This is a genomic window from Lutimonas halocynthiae (genome assembly GCF_030409835.1).
Lineage (GTDB): Bacteria > Bacteroidota > Bacteroidia > Flavobacteriales > Flavobacteriaceae > Lutimonas > Lutimonas halocynthiae.
On sequence record NZ_JAUFQO010000004.1, the window covers coordinates 731,537 to 748,537 of the forward strand.

At 36.8% G+C, this 17,001-nt stretch carries 19 protein-coding genes; 6 read left to right on the top strand and 13 right to left on the bottom strand.

The window, feature by feature from the left end:
• Window positions 1-41: 41 nt before the first annotated feature.
• Entirely contained in the window at window positions 42-902 is an 861-nt protein-coding gene (locus QWY87_RS09070; protein WP_290290444.1) for a glycoside hydrolase family 16 protein, read from the top strand.
• A gap of 43 nt (window positions 903-945) precedes the next feature.
• Here the strand turns inward: QWY87_RS09070 and QWY87_RS09075 are convergent, their stop codons facing one another.
• Together QWY87_RS09075 and QWY87_RS09080 are read right to left on the bottom strand one after the other, a co-directional pair.
• Window positions 946-2,229, bottom strand: a complete 1,284-nt coding sequence (locus QWY87_RS09075; protein ID WP_290290446.1) for a serine hydrolase domain-containing protein — start codon at window positions 2,227-2,229, stop codon at window positions 946-948.
• A 196-nt stretch (window positions 2,230-2,425) separates the two neighbouring features.
• Window positions 2,426-2,827, bottom strand: coding sequence for a DUF2721 domain-containing protein (locus QWY87_RS09080; protein WP_290290448.1), 402 nt, complete (start codon window positions 2,825-2,827; stop codon window positions 2,426-2,428).
• A 127-nt stretch (window positions 2,828-2,954) separates the two neighbouring features.
• Between QWY87_RS09080 and QWY87_RS09085 the strand changes: the two genes are divergently transcribed.
• Together QWY87_RS09085 and QWY87_RS09090 are read left to right on the top strand one after the other, a co-directional pair.
• Window positions 2,955-3,524 carry a peptidylprolyl isomerase gene (locus QWY87_RS09085; RefSeq protein WP_290290451.1) on the top strand — a complete coding sequence of 190 codons (570 nt, stop codon included), beginning with the start codon at window positions 2,955-2,957 and terminating at the stop codon, window positions 3,522-3,524.
• Window positions 3,525-3,555: 31 nt separating this feature from the next.
• The gene (locus tag QWY87_RS09090; protein ID WP_290290453.1) at window positions 3,556-4,383 is read left to right on the top strand and encodes a cyclase family protein; all 828 of its coding nucleotides are present in this window, start codon (window positions 3,556-3,558) and stop codon (window positions 4,381-4,383) included.
• Between the two features lie 11 nt (window positions 4,384-4,394).
• On the opposite strand, the gene QWY87_RS09095 is transcribed toward QWY87_RS09090, so the two are convergent.
• The 6 genes from QWY87_RS09095 to QWY87_RS09120 all read right to left on the bottom strand — a co-directional run bounded on the left by QWY87_RS09095 (window position 4,395) and on the right by QWY87_RS09120 (window position 8,500).
• Entirely contained in the window at window positions 4,395-4,811 is a 417-nt protein-coding gene (locus tag QWY87_RS09095; RefSeq protein WP_290290454.1) for a hypothetical protein, read from the bottom strand.
• Between the two features lie 93 nt (window positions 4,812-4,904).
• A complete protein-coding gene (locus tag QWY87_RS09100; protein ID WP_290290455.1) occupies window positions 4,905-5,663 on the bottom strand; it encodes a flavodoxin family protein in 759 nt (252 codons plus the stop codon).
• A 75-nt stretch (window positions 5,664-5,738) separates the two neighbouring features.
• Complete coding sequence (locus QWY87_RS09105) at window positions 5,739-6,212, bottom strand: hypothetical protein (RefSeq protein WP_290290457.1); 474 nt, start codon at window positions 6,210-6,212, stop codon at window positions 5,739-5,741.
• 64 nt (window positions 6,213-6,276) lie between these two features.
• Window positions 6,277-7,332 (bottom strand): bestrophin family protein, encoded by a 1,056-nt coding sequence (locus tag QWY87_RS09110; RefSeq protein ID WP_290290459.1) that lies wholly within the window; start codon window positions 7,330-7,332, stop codon window positions 6,277-6,279.
• Window positions 7,333-7,389: 57 nt separating this feature from the next.
• Entirely contained in the window at window positions 7,390-7,554 is a 165-nt protein-coding gene (locus QWY87_RS09115; protein ID WP_290290460.1) for a glycine zipper domain-containing protein, read from the bottom strand.
• 61 nt (window positions 7,555-7,615) lie between these two features.
• Window positions 7,616-8,500: a ChaN family lipoprotein gene (locus QWY87_RS09120; RefSeq protein ID WP_290290462.1), complete on the bottom strand. Its 885-nt coding sequence runs from the start codon at window positions 8,498-8,500 to the stop codon at window positions 7,616-7,618.
• Window positions 8,501-8,737: 237 nt separating this feature from the next.
• Here QWY87_RS09120 and QWY87_RS09125 point away from each other — a divergent pair, with 237 nt between their 5' ends.
• Complete coding sequence (locus tag QWY87_RS09125; protein ID WP_290290464.1) at window positions 8,738-9,082, top strand: helix-turn-helix domain-containing protein; 345 nt, start codon at window positions 8,738-8,740, stop codon at window positions 9,080-9,082.
• A gap of 108 nt (window positions 9,083-9,190) precedes the next feature.
• Here the strand turns inward: QWY87_RS09125 and QWY87_RS09130 are convergent, their stop codons facing one another.
• The 5 genes from QWY87_RS09130 to QWY87_RS09150 all read right to left on the bottom strand — a co-directional run bounded on the left by QWY87_RS09130 (window position 9,191) and on the right by QWY87_RS09150 (window position 14,437).
• On the bottom strand, window positions 9,191-10,048 hold the full coding sequence (locus tag QWY87_RS09130) for a hypothetical protein (RefSeq protein WP_290290466.1): 858 nt from the start codon (window positions 10,046-10,048) through the stop codon (window positions 9,191-9,193).
• A 154-nt stretch (window positions 10,049-10,202) separates the two neighbouring features.
• Complete coding sequence (locus QWY87_RS09135; RefSeq protein ID WP_290290467.1) at window positions 10,203-11,117, bottom strand: SDR family NAD(P)-dependent oxidoreductase; 915 nt, start codon at window positions 11,115-11,117, stop codon at window positions 10,203-10,205.
• A 168-nt stretch (window positions 11,118-11,285) separates the two neighbouring features.
• A complete protein-coding gene (locus tag QWY87_RS09140) occupies window positions 11,286-12,992 on the bottom strand; it encodes a GMC oxidoreductase (protein WP_290290468.1) in 1,707 nt (568 codons plus the stop codon).
• Window positions 12,989-13,531, bottom strand: coding sequence for a gluconate 2-dehydrogenase subunit 3 family protein (locus tag QWY87_RS09145; protein WP_290290469.1), 543 nt, complete (start codon window positions 13,529-13,531; stop codon window positions 12,989-12,991). The genes QWY87_RS09140 and QWY87_RS09145 overlap by 4 nt, the downstream gene beginning before the upstream one ends.
• Window positions 13,532-13,714: 183 nt before the next feature.
• Window positions 13,715-14,437 (bottom strand): head GIN domain-containing protein, encoded by a 723-nt coding sequence (locus tag QWY87_RS09150; RefSeq protein WP_290290471.1) that lies wholly within the window; start codon window positions 14,435-14,437, stop codon window positions 13,715-13,717.
• Between the two features lie 272 nt (window positions 14,438-14,709).
• Here QWY87_RS09150 and QWY87_RS09155 point away from each other — a divergent pair, with 272 nt between their 5' ends.
• Together QWY87_RS09155 and QWY87_RS09160 are read left to right on the top strand one after the other, a co-directional pair.
• Entirely contained in the window at window positions 14,710-15,150 is a 441-nt protein-coding gene (locus QWY87_RS09155; protein ID WP_290290473.1) for a hypothetical protein, read from the top strand.
• Between the two features lie 17 nt (window positions 15,151-15,167).
• Window positions 15,168-16,997, top strand: a complete 1,830-nt coding sequence (locus QWY87_RS09160) for an adenylate/guanylate cyclase domain-containing protein (RefSeq protein ID WP_290290474.1) — start codon at window positions 15,168-15,170, stop codon at window positions 16,995-16,997.
• Window positions 16,998-17,001: the final 4 nt, after the last annotated feature.

A 17,001-nucleotide genomic window follows, 5' to 3' on the forward strand; every position in this document is an offset into this window, starting at 1 on the left:
AAATGAAAAAAAGAAAATTTAATCAGTAAGCTCAATAAAATATGAAACACATTTTAACCATACTTGTTATTGCATTTTTGTCAGTAATAATAAGTTGTGCAGATAGTAATAAAAAAAAAGGTCCGCTTGCATCTTTAGCATCTGATGTGTGGGAAGTAGATTTCCTGGATAACTTCGACACTTTTGATACTGACAATTGGCAAGACCAAAGAATTTGGGTAAACAACGAAAAACAGTGTTATGTGCCTGATAACGAATTCGGAACGCGAGAAGTGAGTGATGGCTCATTAAAAATAAAAGTGATCAATATTGGTGAGAAACGTAGCTGTGACAATTTGGATAAACATGGCGTACAACAATCTGATACAGAGTATGTGGCTGGGCGTATCGCATCAAAAAACCGGAAAGAATTTGTCAAAGGCAAATGGACAGCAAGATTGAAATTGAGCAGCAATGGCGAAGCTAGTATGTTTCCGGCTTGGTGGATTCTGGGCGCACAAAACAATGAATCTCCAGTGCAAGAACCTGACGAAAATATTTGTTGGCCACTTACAGGATCTGGTGAAATTGATATTTTCGAGCATCATGGAGACGGTGATGACAATCATTTTACAACTGGTGCCATCAAAAGCTTAGATACTTGTGATAAAGGAGATTGGTGGAGTTTGCGGACAGGCATTAAAACAAGTTTAAATGAATACCATGAATATTCAGTTGAATGGCAAGGCAGTGATCTCGTTTATCGTGTTGATGACAAAGAAGTATATCGTAATGTTGGCGAAGGAGATAAATATCCTGAGCCCATGTTCGCTATTTTAAACTATGCCAAAATTACCGACTCACCAATGAAAGGTGAATGGGTTATGGAAGTAGACTGGGTAAAACATCAATACCGAAAATAATCAGATATCAAATGGTTTGGCAAAACCAAATAGTAAATCATATTTAATCATCTATAGCCTGCCCTACCAATTGGCGAAACTTCCAACCTGTGTTATCCGATTTAACATCCTGCATTTGTTTCATGATAATGCCAATAACCTCCTCCTCAGGATCTGCATAGTATTGGGTGTTAAAATAGCCGCCCCATTGAAAGGTCCCGATGCTTCCTTCTCCTCCTTTGTTCTGACCTTTTTGATCCACTAAGCCAAAAGCGAGGCCATAGAAAGACCCGGAGTCACCCCAGAGATCTCCTATTTGATTGGCCATCATGAATTGAACCGTAGTCCTGCTGAGTAAGCGAATACCATTCAATTCTCCATTATTTAAATACATCTGTAAAAAGGTAGCGTAATCTTTTGCAGTACTCGATAAACCCGCACCTCCTGAAAAAAAGGCTTTAGCTCCTGTTTTTGGATAATCAACATCATAAACCGAAGGGTTAGCGTAAATAGCCCATTGACCCTCTTTTTTAGTTTGAACAGGTATCAATCTGTCAACCTTAGCATCCGGTAAATAAAACCAGGTATCTTCCATATCCAAAGGATCGAAAATTCTCGTTTTAAAGAACTCGTCAAGAGGCATCCCTGATACGATTTCAATAAAATACCCCAATACATCAAGACCTTCGCTATAAGTAAATTTCTCTCCCGGATGGTGGTGAAGCGGGAGTTTTGCCAACTTCTTTATATTCTCCCCTATTGTTAAAGGCTCGGTTGTAAATAAGTCAGTAATTCCAGCCTTTTCATATATTTTCTTTATCCTTTCATCGCCATCAATATAACCATATCCTATACCAGAAGTGTGGGTGATCAAATGTCTTATGCTAATAGGTTTATCTGCCTTTATGGTAGTATAAGTCGAATCTTCCAGTAAAGAGTCTAAAACCTGCGCATTTTCAAATTCAGGGATGTATTTTGAAATTGGATCATCTAATCTAAATTTACCTTCCTCCCACAGCATCATTACCGCGGTTGACGTAATCGCCTTGGTCTGTGAAGCTATTCTGAAAATAGCATCTTTTTCCAGACTTCTATTGGCCGTATTATCTGCCATACCATATGCTTTATAATAAACAATTTTTCCTTTTCTCGCTACCAAGGCAACTGCGCCTGGAATTTCTTTATTTTTAATCGCATCGAGCAGCATATCATCAATAATTGACAATCTTTCTTCTGACATACCTACCTCACTTGCTACTGCAATTGAAAGTGGGGGTGAATTTTGCCCGGATTTGGTTTGAGCAAAAACTGAAGTTGATAGGAACAGGAAGAGTAATAATTGGCGCATGACGGTATAATTTAGGTTGGTAAAAAGAACTAACTAATATAGCACATAATTATGATTAGTTCTCGACTTCAATGAGAAATCGTCAATTTGCACTCAAGCAAATAGCACAATAGGTTTGACATAGTCACTGAGGGTTTAGTTGATGAGTTCGGATAAACCAAAATCAAACAAAATATGTGCCGCATATTAAGACAAACTATTTACTGTCGTTCTCTAAATCACTTAAATGATGTTCTAAAGCCTCCACTGATATTTGAATTTCTTTAATCAAAAGAGCCAAAGAAACGATTAAGAGAATTAGTGCCATACCAAATACCCATATGGCAACTAAGTGTTGCTCTATATAAATTAGAAACATGGTCGTTACGCATAAAAGTAAGCTGCTTATGCCAAAAATTTGCATGGCGCGTGTTAGATAGAGACGTTGCCTAAGGTTCTTTATTTGCCGTATCAAAACTTGGTTTTGATCCTTCTTATACATGTCATGTAGATTTCTTACCACTGCAGCATAGGCTAAAAATCGATTTGTATAAGCCAGCATAATTAATGAAATTGCCGAAAACAATAAGGCGGGAGTTGTAAGTGTTAGTTGTTCCATCCCTCAAAAATAATAGAAACTTCCATTAAATTATACAGTACTGATCATTTTTATAAGCAGCAAATCAAATGAACAATATAAAAGTGCTTAACTTTATAAACCACAAACCTTATCAAATTTCTATTCAATGTTTAAAAAATTTCTTTTAATACTACTTTTTACAACTTGGTTTTCAGCTGTTTCACAGGAAAAAATTCTTTGTCGTATCATGACATCCGCAGGAGATATTGATATAGAATTATACTCGGATAAAGCTCCTGTTACAGTTGCTAATTTTTTAAATTATGTAGATGCTGAACTCTATAAGGATTCTTCTTTTTTCAGAGTGTGTAATGAAAATAATGAGAGCGATAGAACCATTAAAATTGAAGTGATCCAAGGAGGAGATATTCCAGAAGAAAAGCAACTACCTCCTATCGAGATTGAAACAACTCAGGAAACAGGAATTCTTCATAAAGATGGCATTGTTTCGATGGCTAGATCTGAACCAAATTCTGCTACCTGTAGTTTTTTCATATGTATCAATGACCAGCCAGAACTCGATTACGGTGGCAAACGCAATCCTGACGGCCAGGGCTTTGCCGCTTTTGCCAAAGTCACCAAGGGTATGAAGATTGTAAAACAAATCCAACTAGGCGAAGACAAAGATCAATTTTTGACTACACCAATAGTGATCTATTCAATCCAAAGAATTTAATCCAAGAATTAATCAAATCATTTTCAACATCATGTCAACTTTTAAAGTTTTTTCTTCATTTGTAATCATCACTCTTTTAAGTTGTAATTCAGCAGAGAAAGAGTCGTTACTTGAGCCTGAAGTAGCTTCAAAGAAGGCACCCCAAACTATTGTTGACCTATCGCATGATTATTCAAAAGAGACCATTTATTGGGTAACCGCAAAACAATTTGATATGGATACGGTTTTTGCCGGCCAAACCGAAGGTGGTTTTTATTATAGTGCCAACAATTTTTCAACTGCTGAACATGGCGGCACTCATTTGGATGCCCCAATTCATTTTGCTGAAAATGGGTTAACAGTTGATCAAATTCCATTAGAATCACTGATCGGGCCTGCCATTAAAATTGATGTTTCTGAAAATGCTTTGGCCAACAGAGATTACCTGATCAGTATTAACGATTTTAAATCATGGGAATCTAAAGAAGGAATGCACATACCAAACGGTAGCATCGTCCTACTTGAAACTGGCTATTCAAAATTCTATCCTGATCATATCAAATATATGGGAACTGACCAAAGGGGCCCTGATGCTGTTAAATTATTACATTTTCCGGGGCTATCAGAGGAGGCCGCCACATGGCTAACCCAAAACAGGAGTATAAAAGCCATAGGTATTGACACGCCGAGTATCGATTATGGCCAGTCTAAATTATTTAAATCCCATGTGGTTTTATTGTCAAATAATATCCCTGCTTTTGAAAACCTGACCAATCTTGATCAAGCACCAGCAAAGGATTTTCAGGTCATTGCCTTACCCATGAAAATCAAAGGAGGTAGCGGTGCACCATTAAGAGCCATTGCCTTGATCCCTAATTAAGAATGAATCTACTAATACCTTGGTAGAGAACGTCCTTCAATCTCAACTTTACCATTATTAATGACAGAATTGGGAGTATCGTTTTTCAAAGTTTCACTTTCAGAACTTTGCCCATCTAACATTGGAGACCATCTCGATTCAATCGTCAAAACACCTTCGAAAGGAATGTCTCCATAGGCAGCAGCTTCTAGTGCCTTTCCTGCTGGAATAGTTAGGGATATCTCCCAAGGAATAGTTGGGTTCTCTATTATAACCCATTCGGCGTCTACACCACGATATTGAATTTTGTTCACGGTAACATCTCCTGTAGTTTTTACTTCATATTCAATACTGTAGTTTTTTGCGGCCGGGAGTCCACCATCGTCATCGCCTCCACAAGAAATCATCGATAAACTGGAAAACAAAAAAAGCAACATAAAATTTTTCATATCTAAAAAGTTTTGGACCTACCTTAAAGATATAAAAAAATCCTTCAAGCATTGAGCTGAAGGATTTTTTTTATTAAGAATTAACTCAAATCTTTAGCGTTTGTGCTCCGGACTATCAAATCCAGACTTACAGCCAGCTTGCCATTCATCGGGCAGGTTACCATAAGCAGGCACGCCACCTTGGTCTTTCAACATTCTTGCCAAGTGCAGGCAATTCCAAACTAAAAAAGTAGTGTTTCTGTTTGTAAAATCATTTTCTGGTCCACCAGATCCTTCATCACTATAGGATGGTCCCGGACCTGCCTCACCCATCCATCCGGCGTCAGCCTGAGGAGGCACCGTATAGCCAATATGCGATAGTGAAAATAGAATATTCATAGCACAGTGTTTTACCCCATCTTCATTACCTGTGATGAGCGTTGCACCAACCTTGCCGTAATCTCTGTATTGCCCTTTTTCATTAAATAGATGGGTGTAACCATACATTCTTTCTAGGGTTCTGTTGCAAACGGATGACTTTTCTCCAAGCCAAACTGAAGTACATACAATCAATATATCACAAGCGTCAACTTCTTTTTGAATCAATGGCCAGTCATCTTTATCCCATTCATCGGTTTTAGACATATCAAGCCCCAAACCAGCAGGAATATCATAATCAACCGGACGAATAATTTTACTAGAAACGCCATTGGCTTCAAATATCTTTTGAGCCACTTTAATCAAGCCTTCTGTATGTGATAAAATTGGTGTGCGATTTAAAGTACAGTTCAAAAACAAAACTTTAAGATCATCATATTTTTTAGGAGGTAATGCGCATTGTTTTTCAGTAATTTTTTGAAGTTGCTTAGACATCTAATTTGATTTAGGGGTTTGCTTAAAGATAAGACTTTTTGATAAGATGTCATTTGCAAGGAAAGCGCAAACTCATTATGGTTTGGGGGCTAAATCGTCACAATTAGTCTTTTCAACAGTATAAGATGCACTGATGAATTTCCATTCATTTTCAGTTTTTATCAAACTGAAAATATCCACTCCACAATGAGAAAATTGACCATTTACATGAAAATCATATGGTACCCAGGCCATCGCCATTCCCTTATGAACCTTGATGTCATAGCTCAAAGCTCTTTCCTGTAAGATGATTTTTGGGTCAAAACTCTTTAAATCACCCTTGAAGAACCGCATAGAATGGGTCATTGGGCTGGTCGTATTATTAATGGTCCACACCTGTCCTTCACTAAACCAAAGCTTTTTTAACATAGTGGTGTCCTGCTTTTCCAATGCCATAAAAAATTGATCCACTTTTTCCTTGATCATTCTTTCATCCAAGTCATGGTCGTTTTGCGCCTGACCATTGATATATAGTAATAATAACCCCATTATAAAAATTCTCTTGATCATATACTGTTCTTTAAATTTATAATTCTTTAGGAATCAAATAGTCGTTGAATCGAGTAAATTATTGCTAAAATTGAGACTGCCTCACTATCGGAAACTGATCCGGAATTTGCTCACCTGTTTCTCCCAAATTTTGTCTTAAATCAATTTCTATACCCCTTGCAATAGTAGAAATGGGAACATCATTAGGAGTACCTTCAAATGGATTATCTCCTGTTCGGCCAATCCTCTCCATGGTATGAAAAATCCATGACACAATAACATATATAGGTACCGAAACCCAAATAAAGAGGTCTCCAATTATTGGATGATTAGATGCTATTTTTTGGCCTATTTCCGCAAACTGAGGTACTAATGCCAAGGGCAACAACAACACAAAAATCCACATAAAGAAATGATTTAGAGTAGCAAATTGTCTTGGATAAGGAAAGTTTTTTATGCGTTCACTTTTACCTTGTAAAGTGTACATTTCTTTAATTACATTTTCCAATTCTAAAAAAGAAAACTCCCAGATATTTCCCTGTTCTTTTAATCGCTTCAAATGATGTGATTGCAAATACAATATAGCCGTCTGTTTGTTGTCTTTATCCTTCAAATATTCAATATCCTGATCTGTAATAAGACATTTTAATTCATCATCAAGGAAGGATGTTTTTTCCGGAGGCTCCATCCCCCATTCTCTGTTGGTTCTATGGTTAATCGAAGTTTCCCAAGGTTTGGAAACCCTCATTGCATATCTCAGTGCTGTCATCCAGGCGATATGCCGGTAGGTTAAGGTTTTAATTTCTTTTTTGATTTCTTCGCTACTGATAGGTTGATCGCAATTTTCATTGTCAATCATATCCTGAATAAAGGTGGCAAAGGTTCTAGATGTATTTACAATTCCTCCCCAAATTTTTCTTGCTTCCCAAATCCTGTCATATGAGGCGTTGTTCTGAAAACCTATGACAAAAGCTACGGCAGTTCCAATTAACCCTATTGGTGTCCATGGAATTTTTAGCCATCCCAGATCAAAAATATAATAGACAGACACCCATCCCATAATGATCAACAAAAAAATCAAAGTATCGAAACGCGTCCACCACGCCATTTCAAAAGTCGAATAGTTCTTTTTTATATGCATGCCTTAAAAATAGTGATTAAAAAATGATTCTCATTGTTGAAGGATGGAGCCGATCTCTTATTTATTCTTCAAATTCTTTCGATTGATACCACCAGCAATAGCAATTCCTATGGCAATTCCTAATGAAAGCCAAAGCCCCATATTTCCGGTCGCTACACCAATCGCAGTGCCTATCCCAATACCTAGGGCCACGCCCATTCCCATCGTTTTATTCGTTTTCATGTAGTCTTCGTTTTATAGCTAAACATGCTATGATGTCAAAATACTGATCCGGTAATTTTGATCATCTTTTGGTCTGGGTCATATTATCGGCAACCACAATAATATAATCGGCTATAGTCTTCTTTTCGTCCTCAGTCATTTCCAACCATTCAGATTCGGTGACTGTAGTAATCGATTTTATATTCAAACCTGGTTGAATCTTATTGATCCACCAGATGATTCCCTGGTCATAATTTGAATGATATGCTCCTTCAAAATGAAACAAAAAATCTCCTTCATTAAAGTTCTTCAGTGAGAAATGTGCCATGGTGGCATCTTTAGAAGCCTGAGCTGTTTGTATATTCAACATGTTTGGCGGAACATGCCCGCCCATCATATCAGCCATTTCAGCATAGGCCTTAACGCTGGGGTCAAAATATTTCTCTAAATCTGGCCCGATCATGGCCAAGGCCTCAGGGCTTAATTCTTTTAAGCCTTCAATGCCTTTTTTATTAATCATCGAAGCGTATCTTCTGGGTATATTCGTAGCTATAAATCGGAGGTTATTTTCCTTCGCAAAATCAAGTAAAGGCTTGTAATCTGTATGGTAATTCGCCCACATTTGGGTTATTTCAGGAAGCATTTTATCCTCGGCATATAAGCCGGCTAAATATTCATCTAAAACCAACTGATTACCGTTTTCAAACATTTCAGCACCAAAAAACAATTGCTCGCCTTTAATTTCAAAAAAGCTTTTGCTCATTTCTAGTTGCATCCAATGAGAAATAGGATTGGTATGGTATTCACCAAAAAAGACCATATCACTTTTTGCAAGATCCTTGATCATTTTTTCATATTTCGCCTCCTTACCATTGCTTTTATACAAGTTATAAGCCGGTTTACTCTGAGCAGTTGCTACTAAAACAAAAGCCAAAGAGCATAAAATTGACAGCGTGACTCGTTTCATAATTATCTGTTATTATTCGAGTAAAACTATTGAAAATATCTGGCGAAGCCAACTTTATCATTCTTATTCTATTTGATCTATTCAGAATAAAATGAGTTGTTCATTCCTAAAATTCTAGGCTTGAAAAAAAAGTATTCATAGTTTGCTATACTCAAATGTTAAAATTAGTGACATATATCATTGATTTACAAGCAATAAAAGCCTATATTTGAGAGTAACAATATCAAATTCTAGACTATGGATGAAATTACTAAAACAAACACTACCCGAATTTTAAAGTTTCTACAACCCTACAAATTGGATTTTAACGAATACAGTATTTGGAATTATTCAAGAAAAAAATTCAAAGACGAGGCGAACACAAGACCCTTATTAAATGAGGCTATTGAATTCCTTGCGGAAAAAGGTTACGTAGAAAGTGTTAGAAGAGAAGGTTATTACCGCCTAACTGCAAAAGGCAAGTATTTTGAAAACTGGGAGATCGAAAAAATCGATGAGTTCCATTCAGAAATACCTAAAAAAGTGCAGAAAAGCTGGATGAATTGGCTCATACCAAACAAAAGCGAATTCAAAGAGGCTTAAATGCTAAACTCTAATTAGAACACAATATACACTGCTTATAACAATTCATTTATGAGCAGTTATTTTCTTGCTGCCTAATAGATGCAATTCGCACTTTAATCCACTCCATTATTTACTACCAACGGGCATGGTGTAAGAGATATTTAAACGGTATGAATTTTTAACCGCTGGACCTTCCCAGGAATCATAAACAGCACTGGTCTTATATTCTCCATATAAATTCCACGAGGCTTTTTCAAGCACCCATACTTTTCCGAATCTCAATCCTACAGGCAGGTAAAAACCACTGGTATTCCAGTCATATAATGCAACCATGTCTGCAGTCTGTAAATAGAAACCTGAAGTACCAAACCTATATGCTACAAAAGGTGCTATTCCTAATGGGTTAATATCCGAATCACCTGCAGGTAACGTTTTTGGATCTATACTTCTCCAGGTTTGGGTAAACAGTAAGCCATAAAACCATTGACCGGTATTATTTACAATCGCAGCAGCAAAACCATATCCCCATTCATCTTTTGAAACACCCTCACTACCAGGAGCTGTAATTAAGGGTCCTATACCAGCTCTGCCCGTTCCCCAATCAGTCGCTTTAGGAATCACTAAAGCAAACAACTCAGTATTTCCAAAACCTGATTTCCCGGTGTAAACGTCTTCGTAATGTCTTATGGTCAATCTGGGGAGAATCGTTAATGATTTTAAAGGAATTGGGGCCACAATGCGCAGTTGAAGATAATTATCCAAACCTGGTCTGCGAGGTTCTCCATTCACAATGTCGTCATAATAGTCAGGCATCCATTGATAAGCCGCCTGAAAGCTCCATTGTGTTGCCGTAGCATCCATAGCTTGTGAATCCCTGCTTTGCCCTATTTCTTCAACCTGTTCTTGATCTGAGTCTTTTTCCTGAGCTTTGATTCCAATGACGAACATCAACAGAATTAAACTTAATAACACTGATTTTTCCATCGTTCCGCTTTTCTTAGTTATACAACTAGATAATGCAAAAATTCTGGCGGCAATTAATGAATTTTAGATTAGCTATCGAGCCGCTATCTTCAGTAAAATTAATGAAATATTGTATAGTAAATTGCCAAATTCACATGAATATTTTCATCAGGTTCTAGTTAATAAATCGATGAATAGATTCTCTTGCATTATTCTGATAAACCACATTGTGAAAATCGTTGAATAAGGTACCCTGATCTACTATTTGGCCCGTTATCCCTGATTTGCTTGCATAAAAAACACCTGACTCTAATGTAGGATCATTTATCCCGTCAACAAAGCGTCTTGCCCCTACTTCGAGTTTATGTACTCTTCCGAATACTTCCATCATTTTCATCATACCGGTCATCATGGTTTTCTTAATAGGAGATAGTGTATTGGCAACTTCCGTTCCTGTTGTGCCTCCCGGGCTCATTGTGATAAATCTAATTTCAGGATACTCACGCGACAATGAAGCCATCCATAAAGCCGCAAGGTATTTGACCGGACCATAAGGTACCATCTCATCTTTATTTTTACCAAAGAATGAACCATCAACCACACTTGAAAACTCCTCCACAGAATGCGATTTAAAACTCGGACGTTTCATTCCAAAAGATTTAACTCCTCTGGCTGCTTCTGAACCTGCATACAAAGCTACTTTCTTTAATTTCCCAGCTTTTATCAATTCTTCTGCCAAAACAACATGGCCCAGAACATTTACCGAGAATTGCTGCATGACCCCATTATGATTCACTTCGTTAAAATTTTTGCCGCCCGTACCCCCAGCGTTCATTACTAAAGCATCAAAAGGTTCTTTTAAAGACTTCACGGCAGCCCTAACCGAACTCAGATCTGAGACATCTATTTGTACTATTTCGAATATGTCTTTACCCGTAATACTTTCTAATTCTTTTTTTGCCGTTTCGGCTTTACGCATATTTCTGCATCCCATGTAAATTTTTTCTGTCGTATCCAACAAAGCCAATTGTCTGGCTACATCCTTACCGATACCTGCATTTGCCCCTGTAATAAAAATTGATTTATTCATGATCCAATGATTTAAGATTATTAATACTGAAGGATCAAAATTACAATGCAAACAAGCTTAAAACTTGATGAATTAGCCCAATGATTTCTCTATTTAGACCAAAGTGCACAAAAAAATGGCAGTATCAATTTGACCTGCCATGTAGAATTAAAATTTAAATCTTTTTGCTTATAACTTCCCTGCTTTGATTTGCTTGTCTGCATAATCTACAGCCCTGGCAGTTAAAGCTATATAAGTAATACTTGGGTTTTGCGTCCCTGAACTGGCCATACAGGCTCCGTCAGTCACAAACACGTTGGGTACATCATGCATCTGATTCCATTTATTCAAAACACTAGTCTTGGGGTCTCTCCCCATTCTAGCCGTCCCCATCTCATGGATGCAGGCTCCGGGCGCCGTTTTACTATTATAAGTTTGAATGTTCTCACAACCTGAAGCTTCAAGCATTTCAACGGCACATTTTATAGCATCCTCACGCATTTTTAACTCATTCTCTCTTAACTCTGCATCAAAAGTAATCATGGGTATTCCGTGTTTGTCTTTTTTATCAAAATTCAGGAACATTTTATTATCATGATGGGGCAGAATTTCACCGAAGGCAGTCATGCCCAGCCAATAATCTCCAGGCTTAAATATTTCATTTTTCAATTCCTCTCCAAGGAGGCCTTCAGGATTGTTTTTGGCCCTATTTATTGACCCTTGATAACCAAAACCCCTTAAGTAGTTTTTCTCTTCTGAAGTCTCATTAATATTGCTAAACCTCGGAATATAAAAACCAACAGGTTTTCTTCCTTTATAGTATTTGTCTTCAAAACCAGGCATTTTTGCATAAACACCCATTCCGTAATGATGGTCCATCATATTATGACCTAACTCCCCACTCCTATTCCCTAAACCGTTAGGGAAGGTTTCAGAACGGCTATTTAATAAAATAGCGGTTGTACCCACTGTACTTGCATTACAGAATATGATTCGCGCATTAAATACGATTTCTTCGCCAGTTTCACCGTCAATAATTCTAACACCTGAAGCTTTTTTAGATTTCTGATCATATACAATCTCAGCAACAATACTGTTGGCACGGATGGTCAAATTACCCGTTTCTTCAGCCACGGGTATGGTAGACGAAACACTACTGAAATAGCCACCAAATGGGCATCCTCTCCAACACCTGTTCCTACTCTGACACTGCCCTCTTGGCCCTTTATGAATTTCAGGGTCATAGCTTGTTAAATGAGCAACCCTTCCTGGTGTAATCACTCTCTCCGGGTATACCTTAGCCACTTCTTCTCTAAAGTGTTGTTCAGCGCAATTAAGCGGAAAAGGTGGTAAAAACTTCCCGTCAGGAACTTGCTTTAACCCTTCATTCTGACCACTCACACCTACGAAGGTTTCAACCTTATCATACCAGGGTTCAATGTCTTTATATCGAATGGGCCAGTCAACTCCGATGCCCTCTTTTTTGTTTGCTTCAAAGTCAAGATCACTCCAACGGTAGCAGTGTTTTCCCCATGTGATCGATCTCCCTCCTACATGGTGCCCTCGAATCCAATCAAATCGTTTGACCTCATCGTAAGAATAATCACTGTCCTTATTTACCCAGTGCTTATTGTCTTCATTGACCCACCAGTTTAATCTGTTTTGCTGAAAATAATGCTCTTCCTTCTCTTTGTCAGGAACTCGATTTTGATTTGGCAGTTCCCACGGATCTTTAGTAGCAGTGGGATAATCCCCATGTTTCACCATCCTCCCTCTTTCTAACATCAGTGTTTTATATCCTTTTGTACACAACTCCATGGCCGCATAACCTCCGCTTATACCTGAACCAATTACAATGGCATCAAATGTATTTTCTGTTGCTTTATCTGAACTCATAGTGCCCATGCTTTTCCACCTACTGATTCCAATGAAATGCAAGGTTCGTATACCCCTGGTACCGGTAAATAATTTAAATAATTTTTCGCTACTTCCTCTGTTGACAAATAATAGGCAACTGCTTGTTGTTTGAGGCCAATAAGTCCTGATTTTGCTTCCTGCTCGCTTTCCTCTTTTGAACTTATTAAATTTTTAAAGCTATCAGCATTCATCCCTGAGGCAGCATAATCATTTAAGGCTGTGAATTTCTCAGTAAATTCATTCTTTTCATCATTACTGTATACCTGACCAACCATGTTGTCAATAATTTGATGTACTCCCACCTCTACAGCAGAAGGGCTGTCTGTTTTGGGAAGAATGATGTCCAGCATTTCAATTAGTGATGAGAAATCCTTCTCATTAAAATATTGCAATTGATAATCTGAATCTTTTACGGCTTCTACTTTTTGACAAGCGGTCAATAGTGAACTTGACAAGGGCACGGTTAAGGCAGCTCCTGTTGCCATCGTTACCAATTTGATCAATTCTCTTCTTTTCATTTATTGATGTTTGAAATCCCTCAAAAAAAGGTGTTTTTTTGTATCAAAGCAAGATACACATTATACTCAAAACATCAAACTGGTCAATTTAATAGGTTATTTACCCTTATCAGAGTATTACCTGGTCAGAAACTAAGAACTAGACCAGCCTTTCACGAAAACTACTTGGGAGGCCGTCAAATACTAATTTGCATTGATGATTTTTCCTGAACCTGAAATATTAGAATCAATCGTTGGGTTTCCTTTGTAACTGACTATTCCGGAGCCATCGATATCAACCTTTAATCTGATATTTGCCGTAACATCACAATCTGCACTTCCAACGATATTTATGATCACCTGATCAGCTTCTACCGGAAATCCGTCAAAAGAACCTGAGCCAATAATTTCAACATCCAAGCTTTCAATGTCTTCGAATTCTTCTTTAGCATTAACATGGCCTGAACCTTCAATCTCAACGACAAGATTTGCACATCCATCATTTTCATCTAATTGAATGTTCCCAGAACCGATGATTCCTAAATAGACGTTTTCTACACTTGTGAAATCATTGATCAAAATATCTCCTGAACCTTCTATACTTGCCCGATTGAGCATTGGGATTACAATATTAAATGTCAAATCAGCATTTTTATAACTTCCATCTTTTAATTTGACCTTCCAGATACCATTGCTCACACTAGTTTCTACTCTTTCAATGATATTAGCGTGCCCTGTCACTTCTATTTTTTGTTCAGCGCCTTCTAAAATGATTATATCCATAGAACCTATGGCTTCAATGCCTGAAAAATCCTGTAAAGTTAATTCCTCAGTAACAATCGGGCCTTCTCCTGTGTAGGTTTCATCGTCATCACATGAGACAATAAATAAGGCGATGAAGATTGAAAATAAAATTGCTTTTTTCATGATTTGAATTAATAAAGATTCTATTTAAAAGACGTTTATGAAAGTGTTTTGTTACAAGACATAATAAAATTTCAATCAGATAAATAAGCTTTTCGCGGCGACTATTTTGTGTCATAAACGATATCAATGCAGAAGAAAAAAAACTGCCTTGAAAACTATTATGACATCTTCGGATAGGAATAAGTGTCATTCGTCCCTGTTGATTTGAAGAGAACTTCATAAGAACGTATCTTGGTTTTAGAAAAATAATTATTAACCTTATAATGCGTTTTATGAAAGCCCCCAAGCATAATAAAGATTCAAGAAAAAATCACAATGTTATTTTATATGTTGACACAAAAAATATCGACAAGTGCACTATTGACGAGAATTCCTCTTTTGACCAGTATGATATGGACAAAGACAACCATAAATTTAAGATTAAAGTTGAAGCTGATGATACCATTACTTGGTCGGGCTTATCGATAAGTTCTCCTAATGATAAAGTAATAATTACCAAAATAAAACATGAATCTGATAGTAATATTTTTGGCAGAAAAAACTTGCGAGGACGTTGTTGCGACGATAACGGAAATGTAATTGGAACTGTTAGTAACAATACAAAAGGTAAATCAGAAATATATAAGATTTATTTTCAGATTTGTGAAGGAAATAATGGCGGTCTAAAGAAGGTAGTATTTCGTATCGACCCACAAATCGAAGTTGATCCATAATATTAGAATACTAAAAGATGTGGAATAATTCATTACGCTCCTATTTATTTTTTTATTTAATTATTTTCAACTCCGTCTTTTCATTTGCACAAGACCAAAGGGTAGCAGATAGCCTTGCCATTATTTATTCTGAAAATAAAGTCAATGGGGAAGAGAGATTATGGTTGCTAAACAAACTAGCATTTAATGAAAGGAACGACCATGAATTAAGGCTAAAGTATTGCGAAGAGTTAATACAATTGGCTAGTAATCTTAACAATTACGAATACCTGTATAAAGGGTACTTTCAAAAAGGTAATAGCCGCAAATATATAGGTGACTCAGAAAGCGCTATAGAGGCATTTTTTCAGTGTGCAGAAATTGCTATTGAAAACAACGATTTAAAACTTGAGGGCACCGCTTATATGACCATTGCCGATGTATACTCAAATTTGAGCAATTTTGACAATGCCAATATCTACTATGATAAATCCATAAAAATATTACGAAAAAAAAATGATTCAGTTCTATTAGCGTCAGTCTTGTTAAATTCAGGTGATGCCTATTTTAAGAACAAACAGTACTCCGAAGCTTTAACCAATTTTGAAGAGTCTGGACTTATTTTTAAAGCCATTGATTACTCTATTGGCATTGCTTATAATAAAGGGAATGTTGGTATGGTCTATGCAGAAATTGGAAATGATCAATTAGCAGAATCCAATATTAATGAAGCGATACTAGTCTTGGAAGAAACTAAAGATTATTCTCCAATCATTACCTACCTATTATATATGTCTGATATTTACCTAAGAAAAAAAAACCTTGGTAAAGCTATTTTATATGCAAACAGAGGGTATGAATTAGCTGAAAAATACGCACTAAAAAAGGGGATCAGAGACGCCAGTCTTAAACTCTCTGAACTAAATAAATCAAATGGAAATTTTGAAGCTTCTAACATTTATCTAACTAAATACTACACTTTTAGAGACAGTATCATCAACATTGAAACTGTTGAAAATATTGCGGATTTAAGAACGAATTATGAAGTGTCTCAAAAACAGATAGAAGTTGATCTATTAGATCAAAAGAGGCAAAAACAACGTATTACAATAATTGCTATTGTCACTGCATTAATCTTGATTACAATTTTAGTAATAGGATTATTAAGGCGAAATTTATTTATTAAAAAAACCAGCTCTATAATTCAAAAGGAAAGAGACCTATCTAACAAATTACTCCGAAATATACTCCCCGAAGAAACAGCTAAAGAGCTTCTTAAAAATGGCAAAGTAAAGCCTCGAAAAATAAACCAGGCCAGCGTCCTATTTACTGATTTTAAGGGATTTACAAAGAAATCTGAAAACTTATCTCCTGAACAACTTGTAGAAAGTGTAAACTTCTATTATTCTGAATTTGACAAAATTGTTCAAAAATATGGTCTTGAAAAAATTAAGACTATAGGCGATGCCTATATGGTGGCAGGTGGACTACCCTTTCCAACTGAAGACCATGCCATTAAAATTGTTGAAGCCGCTTTGGATATTTCAAAATTTGTAAAGGAAACTAAATTGGATGATTCGGATAAGATCACACACTTTGATATAAGAATCGGAGTAAATTCAGGCCCAGTTGTAGCCGGTGTGGTTGGCATAAAGAAGTTTGCCTATGATATTTGGGGAGATACCGTAAACGTTGCTTCACGGATGGAATCCAATTCTGAACCCGGGAAAATTAATGTCTCTGAATCTACCTATGAGTTTATCAAACATAAATTTGATTGTACATATAGAGGAGAAATAGAAACCAAGAATAGAGGCAAGTTGAAAATGTATTTTGTAGAGGGCGTGAAGGCCGATATTGAGGGGTGAATTA

Coding starts and splice junctions, on each gene's coding strand:
- QWY87_RS09070 (WP_290290444.1), top strand. CDS start 42: ATGAAACACATTTTAACCATACTTGTTATTGCATTTTTGTCAGTAATA.
- QWY87_RS09075 (WP_290290446.1), bottom strand. CDS start 2,229: ATGCGCCAATTATTACTCTTCCTGTTCCTATCAACTTCAGTTTTTGCT.
- QWY87_RS09080 (WP_290290448.1), bottom strand. CDS start 2,827: ATGGAACAACTAACACTTACAACTCCCGCCTTATTGTTTTCGGCAATT.
- QWY87_RS09085 (WP_290290451.1), top strand. CDS start 2,955: ATGTTTAAAAAATTTCTTTTAATACTACTTTTTACAACTTGGTTTTCA.
- QWY87_RS09090 (WP_290290453.1), top strand. CDS start 3,556: ATGTCAACTTTTAAAGTTTTTTCTTCATTTGTAATCATCACTCTTTTA.
- QWY87_RS09095 (WP_290290454.1), bottom strand. CDS start 4,811: ATGAAAAATTTTATGTTGCTTTTTTTGTTTTCCAGTTTATCGATGATT.
- QWY87_RS09100 (WP_290290455.1), bottom strand. CDS start 5,663: ATGTCTAAGCAACTTCAAAAAATTACTGAAAAACAATGCGCATTACCT.
- QWY87_RS09105 (WP_290290457.1), bottom strand. CDS start 6,212: ATGATCAAGAGAATTTTTATAATGGGGTTATTATTACTATATATCAAT.
- QWY87_RS09110 (WP_290290459.1), bottom strand. CDS start 7,332: ATGCATATAAAAAAGAACTATTCGACTTTTGAAATGGCGTGGTGGACG.
- QWY87_RS09115 (WP_290290460.1), bottom strand. CDS start 7,554: ATGAAAACGAATAAAACGATGGGAATGGGCGTGGCCCTAGGTATTGGG.
- QWY87_RS09120 (WP_290290462.1), bottom strand. CDS start 8,500: ATGAAACGAGTCACGCTGTCAATTTTATGCTCTTTGGCTTTTGTTTTA.
- QWY87_RS09125 (WP_290290464.1), top strand. CDS start 8,738: ATGGATGAAATTACTAAAACAAACACTACCCGAATTTTAAAGTTTCTA.
- QWY87_RS09130 (WP_290290466.1), bottom strand. CDS start 10,048: ATGGAAAAATCAGTGTTATTAAGTTTAATTCTGTTGATGTTCGTCATT.
- QWY87_RS09135 (WP_290290467.1), bottom strand. CDS start 11,117: ATGAATAAATCAATTTTTATTACAGGGGCAAATGCAGGTATCGGTAAG.
- QWY87_RS09140 (WP_290290468.1), bottom strand. CDS start 12,992: ATGAGTTCAGATAAAGCAACAGAAAATACATTTGATGCCATTGTAATT.
- QWY87_RS09145 (WP_290290469.1), bottom strand. CDS start 13,531: ATGAAAAGAAGAGAATTGATCAAATTGGTAACGATGGCAACAGGAGCT.
- QWY87_RS09150 (WP_290290471.1), bottom strand. CDS start 14,437: ATGAAAAAAGCAATTTTATTTTCAATCTTCATCGCCTTATTTATTGTC.
- QWY87_RS09155 (WP_290290473.1), top strand. CDS start 14,710: ATGAAAGCCCCCAAGCATAATAAAGATTCAAGAAAAAATCACAATGTT.
- QWY87_RS09160 (WP_290290474.1), top strand. CDS start 15,168: ATGTGGAATAATTCATTACGCTCCTATTTATTTTTTTATTTAATTATT.